34 protein-coding genes are annotated in these 18,416 nt (G+C 48.1%); 9 read left to right on the top strand and 25 right to left on the bottom strand.

What is annotated here, in order from left to right; genetic code table 11:
• Positions 1–81: 81 nt before the first annotated feature.
• The 14 genes from JMF85_RS24780 to JMF85_RS24845 all read right to left on the bottom strand — a co-directional run bounded on the left by JMF85_RS24780 (position 82) and on the right by JMF85_RS24845 (position 5,374).
• The gene (locus JMF85_RS24780; RefSeq protein WP_201319095.1) at positions 82–261 is read right to left on the bottom strand and encodes a hypothetical protein; all 180 of its coding nucleotides are present in this window, start codon (positions 259–261) and stop codon (positions 82–84) included.
• 289 nt (positions 262–550) lie between these two features.
• Positions 551–883: a DNA-entry nuclease gene (locus tag JMF85_RS24785; protein ID WP_236595987.1), complete on the bottom strand. Its 333-nt coding sequence runs from the start codon at positions 881–883 to the stop codon at positions 551–553.
• A gap of 225 nt (positions 884–1,108) precedes the next feature.
• Positions 1,109–1,366 carry an AbrB/MazE/SpoVT family DNA-binding domain-containing protein gene (locus tag JMF85_RS24790; RefSeq protein ID WP_201319096.1) on the bottom strand — a complete coding sequence of 86 codons (258 nt, stop codon included), beginning with the start codon at positions 1,364–1,366 and terminating at the stop codon, positions 1,109–1,111.
• Positions 1,367–1,425: 59 nt separating this feature from the next.
• Positions 1,426–1,584, bottom strand: coding sequence for a hypothetical protein (locus tag JMF85_RS24795; protein WP_201319097.1), 159 nt, complete (start codon positions 1,582–1,584; stop codon positions 1,426–1,428).
• 4 nt (positions 1,585–1,588) lie between these two features.
• Positions 1,589–2,107, bottom strand: coding sequence for a hypothetical protein (locus JMF85_RS24800; RefSeq protein WP_201319098.1), 519 nt, complete (start codon positions 2,105–2,107; stop codon positions 1,589–1,591).
• Between the two features lie 3 nt (positions 2,108–2,110).
• The gene (locus tag JMF85_RS24805; RefSeq protein WP_201319099.1) at positions 2,111–2,455 is read right to left on the bottom strand and encodes a LexA family protein; all 345 of its coding nucleotides are present in this window, start codon (positions 2,453–2,455) and stop codon (positions 2,111–2,113) included.
• A 170-nt stretch (positions 2,456–2,625) separates the two neighbouring features.
• Positions 2,626–3,219 (bottom strand): sigma-70 family RNA polymerase sigma factor, encoded by a 594-nt coding sequence (locus JMF85_RS24810; RefSeq protein ID WP_308645038.1) that lies wholly within the window; start codon positions 3,217–3,219, stop codon positions 2,626–2,628.
• Positions 3,209–3,436: a helix-turn-helix domain-containing protein gene (locus tag JMF85_RS24815; protein ID WP_308645039.1), complete on the bottom strand. Its 228-nt coding sequence runs from the start codon at positions 3,434–3,436 to the stop codon at positions 3,209–3,211. Before JMF85_RS24815 ends, JMF85_RS24810 begins: the two co-directional genes overlap by 11 nt.
• Positions 3,437–3,503: 67 nt before the next feature.
• Positions 3,504–3,710, bottom strand: coding sequence for a hypothetical protein (locus JMF85_RS24820; RefSeq protein WP_201319102.1), 207 nt, complete (start codon positions 3,708–3,710; stop codon positions 3,504–3,506).
• Between the two features lie 17 nt (positions 3,711–3,727).
• Entirely contained in the window at positions 3,728–3,979 is a 252-nt protein-coding gene (locus tag JMF85_RS24825) for a DUF7667 family protein (protein ID WP_201319103.1), read from the bottom strand.
• 90 nt (positions 3,980–4,069) lie between these two features.
• Positions 4,070–4,219, bottom strand: coding sequence for a hypothetical protein (locus JMF85_RS24830; protein WP_201319104.1), 150 nt, complete (start codon positions 4,217–4,219; stop codon positions 4,070–4,072).
• A 14-nt stretch (positions 4,220–4,233) separates the two neighbouring features.
• The gene (locus JMF85_RS24835) at positions 4,234–4,926 is read right to left on the bottom strand and encodes a Rha family transcriptional regulator (protein ID WP_201319105.1); all 693 of its coding nucleotides are present in this window, start codon (positions 4,924–4,926) and stop codon (positions 4,234–4,236) included.
• Positions 4,923–5,135: a hypothetical protein gene (locus tag JMF85_RS24840; RefSeq protein WP_201319106.1), complete on the bottom strand. Its 213-nt coding sequence runs from the start codon at positions 5,133–5,135 to the stop codon at positions 4,923–4,925. Before JMF85_RS24840 ends, JMF85_RS24835 begins: the two co-directional genes overlap by 4 nt.
• Positions 5,132–5,374 (bottom strand): helix-turn-helix domain-containing protein, encoded by a 243-nt coding sequence (locus JMF85_RS24845; RefSeq protein WP_201319107.1) that lies wholly within the window; start codon positions 5,372–5,374, stop codon positions 5,132–5,134. The genes JMF85_RS24840 and JMF85_RS24845 overlap by 4 nt, the downstream gene beginning before the upstream one ends.
• A 317-nt stretch (positions 5,375–5,691) precedes the next feature.
• Between JMF85_RS24845 and JMF85_RS24850 the strand changes: the two genes are divergently transcribed.
• Positions 5,692–6,084: a helix-turn-helix domain-containing protein gene (locus tag JMF85_RS24850; RefSeq protein WP_201319108.1), complete on the top strand. Its 393-nt coding sequence runs from the start codon at positions 5,692–5,694 to the stop codon at positions 6,082–6,084.
• Positions 6,085–6,265: 181 nt separating this feature from the next.
• Here JMF85_RS24850 and JMF85_RS24855 read toward each other — a convergent pair whose 3' ends face one another.
• The gene (locus tag JMF85_RS24855) at positions 6,266–6,532 is read right to left on the bottom strand and encodes a helix-turn-helix domain-containing protein (protein WP_201319109.1); all 267 of its coding nucleotides are present in this window, start codon (positions 6,530–6,532) and stop codon (positions 6,266–6,268) included.
• A gap of 288 nt (positions 6,533–6,820) precedes the next feature.
• Between JMF85_RS24855 and JMF85_RS24860 the strand changes: the two genes are divergently transcribed.
• A complete protein-coding gene (locus JMF85_RS24860) occupies positions 6,821–7,282 on the top strand; it encodes a hypothetical protein (RefSeq protein ID WP_201319110.1) in 462 nt (153 codons plus the stop codon).
• A gap of 38 nt (positions 7,283–7,320) precedes the next feature.
• Entirely contained in the window at positions 7,321–7,686 is a 366-nt protein-coding gene (locus JMF85_RS24865; RefSeq protein WP_201319111.1) for a hypothetical protein, read from the top strand.
• 58 nt (positions 7,687–7,744) lie between these two features.
• Here JMF85_RS24865 and JMF85_RS24870 read toward each other — a convergent pair whose 3' ends face one another.
• From JMF85_RS24870 to JMF85_RS24880, 3 genes are all read right to left on the bottom strand, one after another.
• The gene (locus tag JMF85_RS24870) at positions 7,745–7,870 is read right to left on the bottom strand and encodes an AgrD family cyclic lactone autoinducer peptide (RefSeq protein ID WP_201319112.1); all 126 of its coding nucleotides are present in this window, start codon (positions 7,868–7,870) and stop codon (positions 7,745–7,747) included.
• Position 7,871: 1 nt separating this feature from the next.
• Positions 7,872–8,429, bottom strand: a complete 558-nt coding sequence (locus tag JMF85_RS24875) for an accessory gene regulator B family protein (RefSeq protein WP_201319113.1) — start codon at positions 8,427–8,429, stop codon at positions 7,872–7,874.
• Positions 8,430–9,111: 682 nt separating this feature from the next.
• Complete coding sequence (locus tag JMF85_RS24880; protein WP_201319114.1) at positions 9,112–9,306, bottom strand: helix-turn-helix domain-containing protein; 195 nt, start codon at positions 9,304–9,306, stop codon at positions 9,112–9,114.
• 106 nt (positions 9,307–9,412) lie between these two features.
• Here JMF85_RS24880 and JMF85_RS24885 point away from each other — a divergent pair, with 106 nt between their 5' ends.
• Entirely contained in the window at positions 9,413–10,096 is a 684-nt protein-coding gene (locus JMF85_RS24885) for a CPBP family intramembrane glutamic endopeptidase (protein ID WP_201319115.1), read from the top strand.
• Here the strand turns inward: JMF85_RS24885 and JMF85_RS24890 are convergent.
• The 4 genes from JMF85_RS24890 to JMF85_RS24905 all read right to left on the bottom strand — a co-directional run bounded on the left by JMF85_RS24890 (position 10,093) and on the right by JMF85_RS24905 (position 14,110).
• Positions 10,093–12,621, bottom strand: a complete 2,529-nt coding sequence (locus JMF85_RS24890) for a type IV secretory system conjugative DNA transfer family protein (protein WP_201319116.1) — start codon at positions 12,619–12,621, stop codon at positions 10,093–10,095. The two genes, JMF85_RS24885 and JMF85_RS24890, sit on opposite strands and share 4 nt — an antisense overlap.
• Positions 12,622–12,626: 5 nt before the next feature.
• On the bottom strand, positions 12,627–13,295 hold the full coding sequence (locus JMF85_RS24895) for a M23 family metallopeptidase (RefSeq protein ID WP_201319117.1): 669 nt from the start codon (positions 13,293–13,295) through the stop codon (positions 12,627–12,629).
• A gap of 10 nt (positions 13,296–13,305) precedes the next feature.
• Complete coding sequence (locus tag JMF85_RS24900) at positions 13,306–13,686, bottom strand: hypothetical protein (protein ID WP_201319118.1); 381 nt, start codon at positions 13,684–13,686, stop codon at positions 13,306–13,308.
• Positions 13,687–13,837: 151 nt separating this feature from the next.
• Positions 13,838–14,110 (bottom strand): hypothetical protein, encoded by a 273-nt coding sequence (locus tag JMF85_RS24905; RefSeq protein WP_201319119.1) that lies wholly within the window; start codon positions 14,108–14,110, stop codon positions 13,838–13,840.
• A gap of 138 nt (positions 14,111–14,248) precedes the next feature.
• Here JMF85_RS24905 and JMF85_RS24910 point away from each other — a divergent pair, with 138 nt between their 5' ends.
• The 5 genes from JMF85_RS24910 to JMF85_RS24930 all read left to right on the top strand — a co-directional run bounded on the left by JMF85_RS24910 (position 14,249) and on the right by JMF85_RS24930 (position 16,555).
• The gene (locus JMF85_RS24910) at positions 14,249–14,458 is read left to right on the top strand and encodes a transcriptional regulator (protein WP_201319120.1); all 210 of its coding nucleotides are present in this window, start codon (positions 14,249–14,251) and stop codon (positions 14,456–14,458) included.
• 367 nt (positions 14,459–14,825) lie between these two features.
• Positions 14,826–15,224: a hypothetical protein gene (locus JMF85_RS24915; protein ID WP_201319121.1), complete on the top strand. Its 399-nt coding sequence runs from the start codon at positions 14,826–14,828 to the stop codon at positions 15,222–15,224.
• Positions 15,212–15,880, top strand: a complete 669-nt coding sequence (locus JMF85_RS24920; protein WP_201319122.1) for a hypothetical protein — start codon at positions 15,212–15,214, stop codon at positions 15,878–15,880. The genes JMF85_RS24915 and JMF85_RS24920 overlap by 13 nt, the downstream gene beginning before the upstream one ends.
• Positions 15,873–16,085 carry a hypothetical protein gene (locus JMF85_RS24925; protein ID WP_201319123.1) on the top strand — a complete coding sequence of 71 codons (213 nt, stop codon included), beginning with the start codon at positions 15,873–15,875 and terminating at the stop codon, positions 16,083–16,085. Before JMF85_RS24920 ends, JMF85_RS24925 begins: the two co-directional genes overlap by 8 nt.
• Positions 16,086–16,210: 125 nt before the next feature.
• Positions 16,211–16,555, top strand: a complete 345-nt coding sequence (locus tag JMF85_RS24930) for a hypothetical protein (RefSeq protein WP_201319124.1) — start codon at positions 16,211–16,213, stop codon at positions 16,553–16,555.
• A 149-nt stretch (positions 16,556–16,704) separates the two neighbouring features.
• Here the strand turns inward: JMF85_RS24930 and JMF85_RS24935 are convergent, their stop codons facing one another.
• From JMF85_RS24935 to JMF85_RS24945, 3 genes are read right to left on the bottom strand one after another with little or no spacing between them, the layout of a single operon-like run.
• A complete protein-coding gene (locus JMF85_RS24935) occupies positions 16,705–17,469 on the bottom strand; it encodes a peptidoglycan recognition protein family protein (protein WP_201319125.1) in 765 nt (254 codons plus the stop codon).
• Positions 17,466–17,696, bottom strand: a complete 231-nt coding sequence (locus JMF85_RS24940; protein WP_201319126.1) for a hypothetical protein — start codon at positions 17,694–17,696, stop codon at positions 17,466–17,468. Before JMF85_RS24940 ends, JMF85_RS24935 begins: the two co-directional genes overlap by 4 nt.
• 3 nt (positions 17,697–17,699) lie before the next feature.
• On the bottom strand, positions 17,700–17,996 hold the full coding sequence (locus JMF85_RS24945) for a hypothetical protein (RefSeq protein WP_201319127.1): 297 nt from the start codon (positions 17,994–17,996) through the stop codon (positions 17,700–17,702).
• Positions 17,997–18,416 lie beyond the last annotated feature (420 nt).

Here is an 18,416-nt window from a genome sequence, read left to right on the forward strand (position 1 = left end):
TTGAGCACCAGCCACAGCACAAAGGCTATGGCTAATGCATATCCGTAAAAAGACAACACGTTGATTAGTCCGCGAAACATATTAACCGCGGTTCCGACGGCGCGCCTGCTTAGCCAACTGGTTGCGCTTGTTGCGATGGTCACGCTCTTTACCGGTGATTGGTTTGCGGCCGAGTACGGACATGCCTCCTTTAACGGATGCATAGTCGTATGCTGCGCCGGCTTGCTTAGCGATTTTGAATGCGGATGCTTGATTTGTCATGGGACTTAACCCCTCCTATTGAATTTTTAAAAGAACGATGATACGCTTGCGGTGAAATTGTTTTTCTTAGCCCGCCTGCCAGCGGGTTATTTTTCGTTTTCACAATCTTCGCACTTGCGCGGGTAGCCTGGTTCTTCTCCATCTACATAAGCGCCGCACTCTTCACAAAGCAAACCATTCAATGTCATTTCCGCGATTTCTCCCATGTACATTCAGCCCTCCTTCCCTGTGTACTGATGCTTAACAGCATCCCCGAAGGCCCGCCTTGGCGAACACTCTCCGGATACCGTCAAACCGCAGTATGTGAATCTTCCATCACATTAAGCCATTGATCTTCAGGCATATTCTTGTAGTATTCGAATTTTCCGTTCTTTCGGAGTGCAGATATCCGACTCATCACCGTGTGCTCGGTTTTACCAAGCGCGAAGCTAATTTTCCTTGGCCCATCGATCTCGTAAAATTTGCACATATAAATCAAGTCATCTTGCGAGAATGGCTTACCGTGGTTAGGATGAAACTCCGGGTGATATTGCATTCGACCCATCTTGTCAAAGGCTATCCCGTCCTTCAAATCGTCCTCATCAGGCTCTTTTCTTCGTTGCTTTTCGAAGTGTTTAGCCATGACGCTTCTCCTTTCAAACGTTGTATTGTGGTGTGAATTTTCGCTTTTCAGCTATCCACGACGGCCCCAACGTTCCCGGCTTATACCCGCGTTCCCGCCGCAACATCGCCCGCACTACCTTCCGGCCGAACCTTCCTTTGTACCCGATCTGCCGCATGCGGGCATTGAAGCTTTGGGGTTTCCAAACCGTCCGGAGTTTGGAAAACAGTTTCTTGATCCATTTAATCAATGGCGCCGCCCGCCTTTCGGCATTTCGCCGATGCACAACACGCAAACGATCTTGCCCTTGAAATGACTGACGTTGTCGGCGTTGCCGCAGAAAATGCAGGCTGGTTCGTATTTCTTGAGCATGATGCGCTCGCCGTCGACGTAGATTTCCAACGCGTCTTTCTCTCCGATGCCGAGTGTGCGGCGTAATTCGATCGGCAGGACCACCCGACCCAATTCATCAACCTTGCGGACAATTCCGGTGCTTTTCATCATTTCTATCAATCTCCCTTTGAAATTTATTTTTTTCATTCCATAGATTTGAGAGAAAAAAATTACTGGTCTTTCCGTTCCTGCTCGACGCCGGTGCCGTCACACCCATCGCATGGCTCCCAATCCGGGCAATACTCGCGACCGTCGATGTCGGCACCCTTAACCCACCAGCCTCGGCGGCCAAGACAAACGCTGCATTTCTTTGCCTTCAATTGTTCCATCAGTTCACCTCGTTCCAAAGATCAGAGCAGCCCAATCCCCTTCTCTTGCACGAAGCGCTGCTGCCCCTCGCCGGCCAATTTCTGTCCGGTCCATCAGCGGCTTGGTAGCCGCATCCTCTAAGCACCATCCTTTTTTAATCCTTGCATGAAGCGTCGCGCGCTGGATTCCGTTCTGCTCAGCAAGTTCCATATACTTACGAGGTATTTTACGGACCTTCTCCGTTGCCCGAAGTGCTAGCTTCTTGGCTTCCTCCGGCGTCTGCAGCGGTCTGGTGGCGGCTTCCTCGTCGCTCCATCCCCGCGAAATTCTGGAGTGAAACGCTCGAAAGCTGACGCCGTTCTTCTCGGCTACCTGGCGCCAATGTGCGCGGTCCTTATTGAGCGGTCGGATCGGAGTGGTTATAGCCCGTTCTTTATTCCAACCCAATTCCCGAATACGACGGTCTAAAGTTTGGTTGTCGACTCCGATTGAAGCTGCTTGCTCGTATTCTTCCGGCGTAATGTAAAACCAATGTCCGGCCATAATTTACATCCTCCCCGCGATCTGCCGCAGAAAAGCGGCCATATTGTTTCCGGCCCGTTCGGTTATCAGGTGCGAGCGACTGGTCAACGTGTCGGCCAAATGCTCCAGCGCTTCTTTGTCGTCCATCCGCTGCTCGGCCTCCGTAGGAAGCGCGGCGTACACCCCTCTGCTTTCCTTAATGACGTAGCCCTTGGTTATAAGAGAATGCACAACAGCTCGCACCTGAGATTCGTGAATAATATCTGAGCCTGCTATGATTTCCTTGATCATTGGGCTACGTCCATTCCATTCTTGAAATGACTTAATGAATTGCAGCACGTTTGCTTGATGATTTGTGATTCCTTCCACAAGCACCCTCCCCTTGCTTCAGCGCTCATTCTTATGTAAAATTGCGTAGAGAATTGTTTGGAAAAGGCTTTTCTCGCCCCGCATCCGTCCTGGCCGACGGGTGCTTTTCTTTTGTCCGTAAAACTGCCTGCGCTGATCTGGGTTTAAGTATGTGCCACAGATTTTGATTATCAAACGGCTGTGCCTCCTTTCAGAGGCTTCCGAATCATTCTTGATATGTGAGATTGAGCTACGCCCAGAAGCTCGGCGATTTCATCTTGTCCATACCCATAAACGTGATAAAGTAACCCGGCTTTACCTCGCTTCGTTCCTAGCAATTCCTGTCCAGCATCCAACAGCGCTTCGGCCGTATCAAAAGCTTGATGCCCGTTTCCTTTGACCATGTCCATAACCGTCAAGGAATTGTCGCCTTCGTCGGTTGTTGGCTCGTCTAATGATCGTACCCTTCCGTGCGCCTTTGAAAATTTAACCTGTTTATCTCTACCGAGATCCGAGAATATTTGCATCTTTATGACGTGACCAGCAAACGTTGAAAACTTTACGCCCTTATCTTCTCTGAAATACTTAGCTGCCTTGCATAAGGCAAAGCCGCAGATGCTCAATAATTCATCCCGGTTCGCGCCTGTCCAAAGGTACTGATTGGCAAAATGGACTGCCAAAGGGTAATTCTGCTCGACAAGCACTTTTTGAGCTTCGGTAAGCTTTACAGTCATTCCAGTATCACCACCACATTTTTTTTGATTTTTACAGCTATTATCGACCAACCAATTCATCCAAACTGACTTTGAAGAAATCGGCCAACTTGACCAAAGTTTCGATATCCGGCTCCCTACGGGCTTTTTCGTAATGGGATAGAGATGCTCGCGTTAATCCGGTTTTATCAGCAAGTTGGTACTGCGTTAGGCTGCGAGACTCTCTCAGAGCTGTAAGCCGGATGCCGAATGCTTGTCGTGGGCCTACTTTAGGAACAGCACCAGAAATGGAAGGATCAAAATTAGACCGAACAGCGCAGCCACACTCAGCACATCCTCTTTGATGGAAGCCCATTTCATCTGGTCACCTGCCCGTAGTTGCCGAACAAGCTCAGCAGGGTGTTTTCTCGTTCTAGCGCCTCGATCCGCTGGTTCAGATCATCGATGGCGATCATCGTATTTTGTAGCTCATCCCTGCTCAGAATTGCGTACATGGCCCCACTTTTCGTACCAGCAGTTTTAGATGACAGCATGTTCACCACTTCGGTATAAGATGTATCCATTTGGGTTTTCACCTCCTTCATATGCATTGTGCTTCGAGCTCTTCTAATTGCTTCGAGATTTCTTGTACCCACTCCATGTCGCCCATCTGATAGGCCACAAAAGACAACTCTTTTAGTGAATCATTCCGATAAACAAGCTCCATGTTTTTGCGGAGCTCCTTAAGGATCAGTTGCAGTTCTGCGTTCCCAAGGAGCAGGTTCCCATTCTTGTCAGTGTTCATAAACACAATTTCCGCTAACTTCCGATGTACTGGATGGATGGCTATCATACTCTCATTCCTCCTCATCAATTAGGGGTGCATTGTACAGCTCTACCACGAACCAAACGATGAACACGACGATCAGGCCAACGATGACGGCTACCATAGGAACCACCAGATGACGCAGGCAGCTCCCGCAGCGACGATAAACCAGGCGCCGCTTTCTTCAGCAGGCTCTTCTTCCGTCACGCGGACCGCTTTGATGCGGTTGTCTACGGTGTAGAAGAATTTATAGACCGGTTGTTTCATGTGCGGTCACCTCTTCACTCAAATTGGATTTGTCCATTTGCTCTCTCGATGTCCCTTAACAACTTTCCTTGTGGAGACCATTCATAAAGATATTGCTTTGCTTTATCGAAATCTTTCACCAAGGTGTTTTTATAAGAATTGATGTTGAAGTATCCCTTAAAATCACGCCAGATAGCTGAATATGCTTCGCCACGGAGCTTGCTGTTTTGATATGCAGGACTTTCTTTACCTCCCAGTAAACTTACGATGCTTTGATTAGTTATGACCTGAAGGTCGTTCTGTTGTCCGTAATCAATGGTGATATTGTGTTCAAGCTTTTCAATTCTTGATTCAAATTCTTGCGTCCGTTTGTCCAGCATAAAGATCGCTTGCATTTCTTTACTTAATCCAACAGGAAATTGATTTTGATAAAGCTCGCGCATCCGGTTAAATTCATTGATGTACATTTCCTTGAATCGAGCTGCTTCTTTTCCGGTGTAGCCCATTACGAGGAAGGCGAATCCGTCTTGGGTGATGAGGTAACGCGGCATTTCGCGGTTCTGATCGTTGGTGTATGAGGACTGCACGAAATTGTGCAGTCGAAACTCTTCGCTGCATTCCAACTCTCGGATATCTTGCAGTACACGACGATGTTCTTTTCCAAATGTCCCAGCTACCGTCAGGCTGTCCGTGACTGGACGATTGTTTTCGATGAATACGAGTTTCATTTGATTCCCCTCTTTTCTTTCAAAAATGAATTCAGCACTAGCATCAGAACGTAAACCATTTCCAGATTCTCTTTATCAAGTATGATTGCATTTGCTACAAGGTCTGAAAGAAGGTCGTTTATTGCTTCGGAGCTTACGTCTGAATCTAAACCCTCTTTGACTTCGTGCCTTAAGGCGCCGATCAGCGTTTCCATGTAGGGCTTATTCATTTCTTGGTCACCTCCTTTTCCTCTGCCTTGACGATTACGAACAGATCGTCAAACTCTACATTCAGCTTTTCAGCGGTTTTAACCGCAAGAGCTGGTGAAAAGTAAAGAGTCTGCCCATTGCATAGCCTTGTTCCTGCGGAGCGAGTAATCCCAACTTCCTCGCTGTATGCTGCCTTTGACAACCCCTTTCTGATCAAGATTTCGTTGAATTGATCTAAGTTTTTCAGCTGTATTTTCACGGAATCACCACCTTTTATTAATAAATAGTTACATCAATGTAACCGTCAAGAACATTCAGGGCATAGCAAATAAACTTCTGACGTCGTCAGAAAACTTTACCCTTGCGTAACTATTGGTTACACTGTATAATAATCGTGTAGACAATAGTTACTTACAGTGAATATAAATTGCAACCAACTTCATCATGTTGTTACGCATTATGTTTTGTAGACTGGTGTAGCTTGTTTGCTATGTCCGTATATTAACATGTAACCATCAAGTACGCAACATTAATTTTCAGTTACTGGAATTATTTTTTCCAAGGAGTGGGTATAAAGTGGTCGAATTTAGCGAAATACTTAAAGATTTAATGATTAAAAGGAATATGTCTCAGCCTGATCTAGCCGAAATTCTTGGGGTAAGCAGGGTCAGTATTTCTAAGTATCAAAACGGGGAAGCATTCCCTAGTCGACAGGTTTTAATAAAAATCGCCGACCTATTCAACGTTACAATAGACTATTTATATGGCCGAGAAAATGCAGAAAAGTACTATTTTGATAAGACTAAGGTTAAATCTGAGGAAGAGGCATCCATCGAGCAGTTCCTTAAAGAAACCGAAGCTATGATCCGTGCAAAAGGGAGCATTTCAGATGAGCAGTTGGGTCACGTGCGGGAGTTTATGGGGTATGTATTCAGCAAAGATGCAGAAAACAAGAAGAATGACAAGTGATTTTTCGACAAAAAATGTCGATTCTCCTAAAAATTCATTTATGAATTTAGACATATGTCACAAAAAAAGTTGACCGTGATATAATGATTCCCACAATGCCCAAATGTCTACGGGTGCTGTAGGGAAATTATTTTAATCACTTTGTACCCAAAAAGGATGACAACCATCCCAGAAGAGACCGTTAATCGGTACTCTCCGTTGATTGTCGTCGCTTCCTACGGTCTGATTTTTTAACTGGAACGAGCTCGTAAATTCTTCTTGGATCGACACCCATTGCATCCGCAGCGCTGAATAGCATAGCAGTCCCGAGCTTCTTTTTCCCTTTAGCCAAGTCGGAAGCGTACTGCCTACTAATGTCCAGCGCATCAGCGAAGTCTTGGTTTGTCCACCCGATCTCCTTCCAAATTTCAGACAGGTTGCAACGCCCCAACTTATAGCGTAACGCCATAGGGTTAGTTGCCTCCATTTGGTTAAGTCTTACATGGGTAATCGTACCATTTTGAGGGGGTGATTATCAAAGAGCAGAATAAAAAAACTCCAAACGTTAGCGAATAAGGCGGCCACCTTTGTCGCTAAGAGGTCTGGAGCATCTGTAATTTATCAGGTTTTATTTTACCGTTACGTGCCGGAAAGCAAAAGCGAACAAGATGCGAACAAAGTCAAGAGAATATCCGGAAATAATTTGATTGACAATTTTAGCATTAGTATGTTAATGCGGACAGGAGGCTAGTGTGGTATGTCCGAAGATGTGAAGGTAGTATATGTACACCTTTTGCCGGTAGTAGACGTTGAAACCGGCGAGGTCGTGGAGATCGATAGAAACGAAATATGCAAGACGTCGAGCGACAAGAGAGGGATCTTGTTGCGGTCCATAAAAACGGGCAAGCAGTATCGTTTTGTCCGCACTCAGGACGAGCTTGAAGAAGCTTGGTTTCCGTACGGCTTCCGATCGTTCGACTCTACAAACGTTGTATGTATGGAACATGCGAAGGTGTACGACGAATTCCGCGGCCGAATCTATTTTGAGGATAACCCTACAGATAAGAGTTTTTACGGATCGGTTGCGAATGTCCATAAGGACCACCTGAAGGAGCTCATCCCAGAATACGGGATCAAGCCGATTGAGGAAGTAACTAAAGCAGCATCGAAACAGCAGATTCCTTTGTTTACTAAAAAATCATTGCCGGGCATGGCCTAATACTAAAATTATACCAAACAACGATCGGAGTGATTCGTTTGAACATCGATGACCATCTCGAAGAACTTTATACCCAAGTTGGGGAAAGATGCCCGTACAAAGCCGCAACACACCTCGGTATTATTTTTGACACCAAGCCCATCGGCGATGAAATTTGCGGAATATATATGATGTTCAACCAAACACCCGCTATATTATTAAACTGCAACGTCGACATCGAAACGCAGGAAACGACGCTTTATCTGCTTATTAAGCAGCACAAGTCGCATATGGGCTTCGGGCTTGCACTAAATAAAACCGACTTGGCGAATTACGAGAGGGTCGAGAGTGTCAAACGATTTTATTTTAAAGAGGTTGCCGAAACATTCCTCGGGTTCATGAGGTCGAAATCGCAACAGGCATAATAAAGAGCATAGTAAAAGCGGCCTCCGAGAATGGGGCCGCTTTTGGATTAAGTCCTTATTATTTACTGAACAGTTCTGCCGGGGCTTCAGGTGCATGGCAGCCGAAGTAGCAGCCTCCCCTTGCTTGAAACTTTGCAAATTTAGTCAGCGCGCGATCAGCAAGTTTGGAAACGAATTTCTTCATCCTAGAGTCTCACCACCTTTGATTCGATGTAATCAACCAATTTTTGAAATATGTGAGTGGTCGTAAGTGCTTGAAATAAAAACACCACGGCCAGCACATTAGACTGGAATAAAAAGTTTAAAGAAACGATACCAACGGCGGCGAATTTTAGGACAGGGTATGTCTTTGGGTCTACGGTACTCCGCTTTATTCCACTAGGAGCGTTTAGCAACAAAACGACGACAGCTAGTACATTTGTCACAAAACCAGTATACCAATATTCAATTGGTACGTATATGGCAATTAACATGAAAAGTGCAGTAAATACATTGCAAAGGTTAGGTGATTTAAGATGCAGACCACCGCTTATATAGCGAAGTGTGGGGAAGGCAACAACCGCCAATAGTCCAGGCAATAAACGCCCCGTTAGCAAAGCCAAGGATAAAACTAACATGATGGTGATCGCGGTATTAAGCAGGGAAATCAGAGCATATTTGAGGACATCTACCGATGATGATTCTGGGTAGTTTTTATGTATAGCTTCAGCAATATATCCTGCCAGTTGATCGACTTTTCCCAATATTTTCAGCCCTTCCAGTTACGATCCTTGAGTACCTTTTTATTCTGAATATAAGCGTAAATAATGCTGGCCGCAAGGGATGCCCCTACAAAAATAATTATGTATAAGTGAAACGAATCATCATCGAATTTGTTAGTAAACTGTAGAGCCATTAATCCACAAAGAAGTAGGAATGCCCAAATAAAATTTATGGTTTTCAGGGAGTGCTTGCCTGAGAATCTTCTGTTCACGAAGGAAAATCCGCGATTTTTCTTGTGCAACACGTAAGCTACTAGAAGACAAAGCACCGACGTTATTAGGTGGGCGATTGCGAAGTGAATGGGGTTTTTGCCCAAGAGTTCAATTGAGCTAAAAGTTCTAATCGACACAACAGTGACAATGGTATCGATTAGCGATACAGCTAAGGAGCCTGTCACTGTAACAATGAAAGAATATAAGAGTGGATACCGTCTGACGATGATAAGCATGATTATGGTCACTATCACCTGATACAGCATGAAAAACGGCGAATTCACAATGAACTTAAAGTAATAATTAACGGACCCGACGACTAAAGATATGAGCACAATCTGCTTGTCATTGTCCTTAACAGGTATCTTAAAAATAATAAAATTAAGTATGAATAGTGAAATAAATAAAACCATTGTCAGTATAAACTCAACCAATAATGTTCCGAACATCGTCACTCATCCTCTGCACTCTGTTTTATTCTCCTCGGATTCGGCTGGTCCTTCAACAAAATCCATGTGTTCCCGATCCGGAACGCCTCACACTTTCCCTCACGGCAAAGCTTTTTAATATGATCTTGCGAGAGCCCCCACAATTCCGCTGCCTTCTCTGTCCCCATTACGAGCTCTTCGATCCTCTTAATCTTCAAAGTTTGAGCCCCCTGACTAACATTATATTTGACCGATAGCGGTCATTCATGTATGATAATAGCATGACCGATAGCGGTCGTCAATATCTAATAAGGACGTGGATAAATGCCGCATTTAGTCGTTGCATTCATCTTGATTTTAATGCCTGTAATTAGCATTTTTGAAGTGAAGAAATTAAAGGCCAACATAGCAGACAAAACCAAAGAGTCGGCATACTTGAGGATCTATCTCTGGTACATCTTAGCGACCGTTCTCGTCCTCATGGTTCAGCCGTTCGCCTCCATGTTTTATCCTGCAGCCACGTTCACCGTCCCAAAAATCATTAACTACATCTTATGGTCAATTGTGACGTACCAACTATTCATGCTAATTGTCCCGACTATTTTGACTTTGTACAGCCAGCGCATGCGGTCAGCCATCGCGGAGGAGTATCGGAACAAAGAATACATGCTCCCGCGCTCCAAAAAGAGTCTCATCATGTTTGCGGTGCTGGCCTTTGTCGTTGGCATTTCTGAGGAGATTATATTCCGGGGGTACTTATATTCCTACTTTCAAGGGCAATGGGGATTTACGGCCCTGTCGAGCTTCATCATCACGAATGTCCTATTCGGTATTGGACACTACCAGCAGGGCAAGTCGGCCATTTGGGACACAATGCTGTTCGGGTTTGCACTCAGCTGGTTATACATTAACAGCGGCAGTCTGCTGCTGCCGATCATCTTTCACATCTTGTACGATCTAAAGATTGTCTGGGTCACTTTGATGATAAGAAAAGAGCTCCGGGCTTAAATATCCTCGGAGCTTTTCCATTCTTCTGCGCTAAACGTCCCATCCACAGTTACAACCCTGCTAACCTCTCGCCCTTGCGTCTTCAATTCGCCCAATATGCGTATCGTCTCAGTGGGCGAATCTGCCCTTCTCCTGAACTCTTTCCCATCTTCATTCCTCCAATACACATTAATCCATGATACCGGCTCAGGCAACTGAGTGATAAACCGCGCGTAGCCATCCGCGCTTTTGATGAGGTTCATGCTGTTGTGACGCGGTAGGTTAAGCAGGTCTTCGACTACGAAAGGATATAACTCATCCTTCAGCTCGTCGTAATTCTTTTTGTCACAGCCGCTGATCAACATGTACGAGGCATTCGCGCTTCTGAGCTCTGCCCGGATGTGCCCGATTTGGTTGATGTAGTGGCAGCTGATAATCGGCTTGGCGCCGAATTTTGCGAGACGACTAAGCTTGTCGGAAAGGAACTTTTGCGTGTTCTCCACTTGGTAAAGCTCGTCAAACACGATATTCACCTTTGTCAGCTTACTCCGATCGCCACCGGCACGCTGCTCCCGGATCTGCAGCGCAAGCCAGAGTTTTGTTATCCAATACGTCGTATACACGTCCCGTTCGCCGTCCGTGCTGAACATGGTCTCCGGCATGCGCAGGCAGATGAGCTGGTTCTTCTGCATCTCTTTGACCAAATCGATATTCCCGGCCGTCGACCGCTTTAACATCGCCTCCATGTACGTGTTCGCTTTCAGCTTATTCAAGCGGTCGATGACACCCGTGATGAGATGGTCTTTCGTCCCGACAAGCACACGGCCGTGTTTCTTCGTCTCCTCGTAGTCGTCCAGTTCGTACAGATTTGCCATGTAATCGGCGAGGTTCTCCTCTTGGCTTTTCGGCACCAGTTCGATAAACCGATGCCGTTCCTTGTGATCCTGAAGCACGCTGAACACGTCCCGTATGCTTCCGCCGCAGACGAATACGACGAGGCTTGCGCTGGTCAAGTACCGTTCCATCTTGGCGCTCAAGCGAGTATCATCGGAGTTGATCGAATTTACGAGCGTCATAAGCTGCGTCGTCTGCTTCTTTGCATTGTCGTACTGGAGCCATGGATCAGCGCTTACGCCTACCTCGTTATATCCGAGCCCCTGCAGTGTCCGCGGGTCGCTACAGTCTATCGCCAACGTCTTATCCCGCGGGAACAGTGCGGATACCTCGGAACTCAACTGGCAGCTGCTGATGTAGTCGAAGATCACAACGCACTCGCCGGCTTTAATTGCGTCGTATGAAAGGTTCCCGATTAGCGTTGACTTGCCGGCGCGCGTCGGCCCTACCAGGACGAGCGTTAGGTTCTTATATTCGCTGTCGTTACTCAAGTATGCCGGTTGCTCCTTACCCCGGAAAACATTCACGCCGATCCGCATCGTTCCCTTCCGCAGGTCCTCCGGCACCTCCGTCTCCTGTGTCTCTACCTTCTCGATAAAATTGAACCGTTCGAGCACGTCGCGCCCGGCCAGCGCAAGGAAGGACTGGCACTCTTCGTCGCCGACCTTATTCACCGCTGCTGCCGGAAGCGAGTAGTCGGTATACTTGAATGATTTGCGGTACGGCCGCGGTACCAGCGCATTGTCTTCCGAGACCGTGTCAAAAGCTTGCGCTAAACTGCGCGCATTGTTCCGCTGCCGGAGGGCGTCCGCGCTTTGGCTCATGACAAGGATTTGCGTATTTAGGACGGCAGCGCCCGCTTTCCGCTGGGTGCTCTCGCTTATCTTCTTGCCCCCGTTCAGACGTTCTAGGACTGCTTCTAAGGAGTTCCCGGCTGGTTTTGCCGGCTTATCCGATAGTGCACCTGTAAATAGGTCCAGCGTGCTTGCCAGCAGTGCAATAGCGCGTTTAAAGAGGTAGCTTGCGCCCGTCTTATCACGATCAACTGGAATGTTGCTCCGGACCTTATCGAGGGTGCTTTTGTAAGTGCTACGCCATGTAAACTGTGACGTCGGAATGAAATTGAAGAATAGGCCGGCACGGTCGCCATCTTCCATGACGTCGATCACGTTCAAGGTAGAATTCAACAGGTCGTTGCTCCTCCGGTCGACAGCGAGGCTGAGCGCATCTTCTTTTGCGTAAGTCATCTGATACCTCGTCGCCTCCTTATCAAACCCCGGCAACTCCGCGACCTCCTCGACGGTTACCGAAGACCAGACGTCGCCGATCTTCTCCTTGATAAGGCTCAACTGCGACCGAGGCGCGATAAAGTAAAATTCGACTCGCTTCTTTTCGAGGTAGATAAAGTAGGAGACCTTGCTTGGGACTTCGTAGGAAAGGCGTGTCGGGACAAAGAACTGCCGGCCGAGCACGCGAGCCGCCCTCATCTCCTCCTTCTTGACGTTCTCGAGAACGTTTTTATACAGGCTCGCAATGGTCCGCGCCAGCTTATGCGTACTCTGATTTCGAATCGAGTTGTTTGGTTTCAGGCGCAGGAAGACGTATTCCGGCCGGACGATGCGGATAGCTTCGCGGAGACTTATCACGTTCACTTAAATCACCCCACCGCCAAATATTTGATCAATACGTACCCCACCGTCAGCATCCCGGCCCACCTCGCGCCCTTATCCCACCCGGCCACGTGCAGGATGATCGCCAGCCCGCCGCCAATCAGCGCAATCGAATACGATAGGTCAACGAGGAGATCGCCGACTCCCTGGAAGAAGCCGATGGCCGTATCGTACGCGATGGACCGTGTGTGCTCCCTGACGGAATCGTGCGCGTTATTCCACGACTTTTCAAGCACCTTGCCAAGTATGCCGAGGTGGCCGTTATCGGCGACCGGAGCCGCCGCAGGATCGACGAAAGCGCCCGCCTTATTGAGCAAACCGAAGTGTATGTGCGGCCCCGTGCTGTTGCCGGTGTTCCCGGACAATGCCAGCAGGTCGCCTGCATGGACACGCTCACCCTCATGCACCTTTACCTCCGACAAATGGCCGAGGATATATTGGTGACCGTCCCGCGTCCGGACGAACACGCCTTTGCCGAGCGATGAGTCACCATAATCGACGACGCGCGAGACGATGCCGCCCTCCGGGGCATATAGCGGCGTGCCGATCGGGATCCCGACGTCGACGCCCGTGTGCGGCGTTTTATGGACCGAATCGATAGCTCCGAAGTCAGCCGTAATTCGCGGGGTCAATTCGAATCGTAGTTGCGTAAACATGGCGCTCACCTCACGTATCCAACTCGGAAAACAATTCGTCGATCTGCTTCATGCCCCACGGCAGCGCCCATAGTATGGCGTAGGTGATCATGTACCCGAGGAAGTTCTTTTTGGCGGTCCCAAAATCCCCTTCGGAAACGTTTTTTATCGTCTCTATTCCGCCCTTTATGATGATCACCCATTTCCCGACGTTAAGAAGCTTCCTGTATATTTTGTTGGCACCTTCGTCGATTCCGGTACCACTGGCGGCGAACGACACGTCCGGCAGACCAGCCAGCAGCACGAAAGTTAAGCCGGCACACCGGACGAACGTTCCTCGGCTTAGGAGCTTGCGGACGGCATCCTGGCGCATCTCCCGCAAATCGATGATGTAACACTTAGTTTGATCCACGCCGGATCACCCTTTCGTTATTCTGTGCTTAACGTACGTGGTGGCAACGTCTACAGCAGACGTGCAAATCTTGATCCCGATAATGTACGGCGCATATTTCACAAACAGCGCCACGGCACCAGCGATATCGAATCCCATCATCCCCGCCTCCTTATCTCCGCTGCTGACCCGGGACGAACACAGCAGGCTTCCCCGGTATCGTCCGCTGCTGCGGTATGACTTCCGTCCGCCGAATGTCCGACGCCTGTGTGACGCTGATCGGGCGCTCCGTTACCTCCACGCGCTTAGTCGTTTTTATGCCGAGAATAAGCCGGAGCCCGTCGCGGGCTAGATCGGAAATTCGGTCGCTTGATAGATCCTTCGTCGCCTCGAGTAAGTCGCCATCCACCTTACGTAAACGAAACGAGATCCTATTGTCTGCCATCTGTCGCACCTCCGTTTGACGTTTCTGATACAGCATACGGGGCGCCGTTTGTCCATTATTCCCACAGTTTTTTATATCAGGGAATAATTTTTTCGAAGATTGTCCACCCTTGTTTTTATAGAAAGGTGGAGATGTCTTATGGATTTTGGTTTAGGGAAAAGAAGAACTAAGTTTGGGAAATGGTTGGATCGAGAGGGGATAAAACAAGGGGAACTGCCTGTAAGCAAAAACACTGCGACAAGACTTTGTAACGATCCGAAATATAGTCCTTATGAAGAAACCGTATTAACGGTTATTAGTTACCTTCGTGGGAGAGGTTACGACGTACGCATCTCAGATTTTTGGTAATAAAAAAAGCGCTCCGCCGTCGGAACGCTTGTATCAGATATTAAGCTTCGGGCCCCCATCGCTCCCCGCTTGCGAACGCGTAAGCGCGATCGCTTAATATCAGCGTATGCGCCGCGGCTTGTACTTAATGCGTGTCCTACTCGGCTGTCAGACAGTTACTTTCAGTCCGCTGTCAGACACGTGCCCCCTAAGGTTTTGGACGTAGTATTGCTCATTCTAAAATTCTTATACGATAACACTCACAATATCCGCAAAACTCACCCATTCCCACTCATTTTTTCAATATCCGAAAATCTGTTATGCATCTATTTACCTATAAATAATTACATGTTATAATGTGTGTATAAACAAAAGGGAGCGGATGATAATGAAAAACGTAATGACAAGAGCTTGGGAGATTGCAAGAGCAGCAGTAGTAAAGTACGGCGGTAAAATTCGTGAATATTTGGCAGCTGCGCTCCGCCAAGCATGGTCTGAAGTAAAAAACGCTAACCATTTTGGATTTGTGGTTGTACAAAAACTCAACGGTATGCTGTACTTTGGCACTAACGCCGATGTCGAGATCGCTTACTACACGCAAGACCGCAACCGATTTGGCAAACTCTACACCAAACGCCATGTACTCACGCCTTACCAAACGGGTACAAACAAGGCAACAGGAAAAGCAGCGAACTTGTACCGCATCTCTCTTGGTATGACTGAGTTGGATTTTGCAGGTAAAGCAACGCTTGAGATCAAACGCGGCCTGCTTAAATGGGTGGCGTAATGATTAATCCGGATCAGCGTTTTGAGCTTCTGGTCACCATCGAGAAGCTCGCAGAAAAGATATACAACGAGGAAGCCTGGTCGTGCAAATGTGATTGCGGTGCTTACACAACGGCGACCAAAAGCCAGCTGCTTGGTGGTAGAAAAAAGTCATGCGGCTGCCTTCGGAAGAAATCGCCAAAAAATGCCCTTGACTTAACCAATCAAACGTTTGGTTGGTTAAAAGTGATTGAGAGATCTGGGATAACAAAAACCGGCAGTGCGCTTTGGCGCTGTGAATGTAAATGCGGCAACAACGATGTAAAAGCCAGTGCAACACTTTTGAGGCGCGGTGAAATTACATCCTGCGGATGTGCGAGATCAGAACAAATTGCAACAGCTAGAAGTACCCTATTAGACGAAATGTCAGTAGATGGCGTTGCGATCCCGCTGCTTACCAAAAAAGTTAGATCCGATAGCAGCACCGGACATAAAGGTGTATACAAGCGGGTGAGAAAAAGCAGAGAGTATTACGAGGCTAACATAACAGTCAAAGGAATGCGTAAGTTTGCAGGGCCCTTTAAAGAGTTGGCTGACGCAATCGCCGCTAGAAAGCGGTTGGAAATGGAATACCATGAACCCTACATCAAAACTCTGGAGGATGACAACGATGAATAAAGAGGATATCAAGCGCTGGATACAGGACAACCTTGTAATGCAGGACGAGGCTCGGGCAATAACGGGCCAGTCCACCTCAGGCTTTAACCAGTCGGTCGCGACTGGACGTATCCTGCCTTTTATAGAGTTTGGGGACGTGCGCAAGACAAGGCTATATTTACGTGACGACTTGGAACAGTATGCCAAAAATAAAAGAATGCGATAACAGCAATAATATATTTCATATAATTATTTACATGTTATTGTTTGTATGTTATAATGAAATCAACAACAAGGGATGGCTCAAACCAACAAGCCGCAGATAGCGGATGAGGCGAAAGGATGATAAACATGAATATTCTTATCAAAGAAACACGCGCTGCACAATCCCTCGAATTAATGAAAAACGGCGTAAATTGGGTGGTCGATCTGATCGGCAACTATGGCGCGTTAAACGATGGGCAGTTTACTTACGATGCTGACCTCAACGTTTATGTGTGCGACCAAGACACCTTTAATTGGTGGGCAAAAGTTGTCGCCGATAAACAAGCACTAGATGATCGTCTCGCACAACTCCGGGAAGAGCACGGCTCCGATGCGGTTGAAGCGGTTCTTGGCCGCGTAGGTGATTATGACTTGGAGGACGAGGCGGCTTATGTCAACAAGTATCTCGATGAGGAGTTTGGGGCCGCCTGACGAGTCCGCAGCGGAAGCGGACGAAACCTAGCCCGAAAGGGCGATGGTCGCGGAATTCCGCCACGAGCTGGCCGTGCATGGCTGGCCTTTACATAGATTTGTTCTTTTAAAAATAAAATAGCCCGACCAGCCACACGGCGGGGATTTCTTCATTCCACTGCTTGTCCCGATGCTTTCCGCAGTTCGTCCGCCAAATACTTCTGATAATCACGCAACTTGCGCCATGCTTCAGCGTCCGCGGCACGACCATCTTGCTGCGCTTTCGTCCGCTGCTCATCGCACTTGAACCATTCAGGCGACAGGTACGACGATATGATGTTGTTTGCAACTTCTTTATTAAGCACGGGCTCATCCTCCTTACAATCTGCATATTCCTTAGCCACATCAGCCACAAAGTCATCGAACGTCTTGTTTAGCAACCGGAGAGCATTCTGCGGATCGGTGCGGCGCGCCGGATCGAGGATATAATGCCCCGTAATGTCCGTGGCCGGGTTTAAACCGTATCTGTAGCAGCTGTAAGCCATGACCCATACGAACCGCTTGTACGCCTCCTGCAGGTCGATCGATCCACCGTAACAAAGCTCCACCCCGCCTGCCGCATCGTTCGCATCAACGCCGTAGCGTACGTTGTCCGTCGTTACGTTGTACACGACGTGCCATGCCTTCTCAGCCGGTCCGGTCAGGAACGGTACACACTCGATGATCTGCTTATCATCCACAAACAGGTGCGCCGATTGCTCCATGTCCGCGTGCGTCCGCTCGTAGTATGAGACGTTACCTGCTGCCGTCGATCCGGGATTGCCGGTATCGTGGGCGACCATGAATCGGCAGCGGGCTAACGGCGCCTTCGGCCGTCGCTGGCTCGGACCCGTGAGATAGCGGGGGGTTATCTCGTATTTTTGCTTAAAAGTCATTTACTCTCACCGTCCCGCTTTTTGACGTACTGATAAGCCCCGCTTGCTGTCAGCCCGACGAGGGATATCATCGATATCTTATCTCGCACAACATCCGGCACCAGTACAAAAATGGACGCAATGACCAGAGCGACCAGGTGCGTCCATTTATCGGTTAATCCAAAGCCCTTCACGACACCGACGTAAGCGGCCACCAGAGCCGCCAGCTGCAAGATTTGATCCTCCATAACTTACTCTCTCCCTCCGTCTAATCTGTTTAGCCGGTGATGCGCCTGCTTTGCCGACTCTTCGACTCGCGTGACGCGTTCCGACAATAAATCAAACCTTTGCCCCTGCGCGCGCTGCTCGAGCCGCACCTCGTCCACACCGCGCTTGATGTAGTCCATGTCTGCTCGCAAGTACGCATCTTTGCCGGCCTCTTGCTCAGTATCTCGCTTAATCGATCTTGCCCGGCCGATCCAGCCGAGCGAAATACCGCTAATTGCAGCGATGACGGATACTGCTGCTGTCAGTATGGTCAGATCCATTTGTTCGCTCCTTTTGCCCATAAAAATAACCCCGATTGGGTCGGGGCTTGTCAATTACCAATAATATCGATGACATACTCTCCGGTGCGTTCTTCCGCGGCTTGGAACCACGGATTACCGTCCGGCCACCATGCGGTATTAACTTGTGGCATGTGCGCGCCAGGCAAATCAGGATCAGCGACTTTGGGTAGATGACCCCTTATTCAACATTCGATACTTCGTTAGTTAAAGAATGACTGGCGTTGGTACGGCTGCTTTGCTAATTTCTGCTTGGGCAAGCAACAAAGCCTCGTTAGCGCTAACTTCAACGGATTGTTCTTTTCCAAAGTCATAAGATAAAGTGTTTTGTTCCGTGCCATCAGTTACAATGATTTGATATGTAGTTGGGTACTCGTATGCATATACGTTCATAAATAGTTA

The organism is Paenibacillus sp. EPM92 (assembly GCF_016586185.1).
GTDB classification, from domain to species: Bacteria; Bacillota; Bacilli; order Paenibacillales; family NBRC-103111; genus Paenibacillus_G; species Paenibacillus_G validus.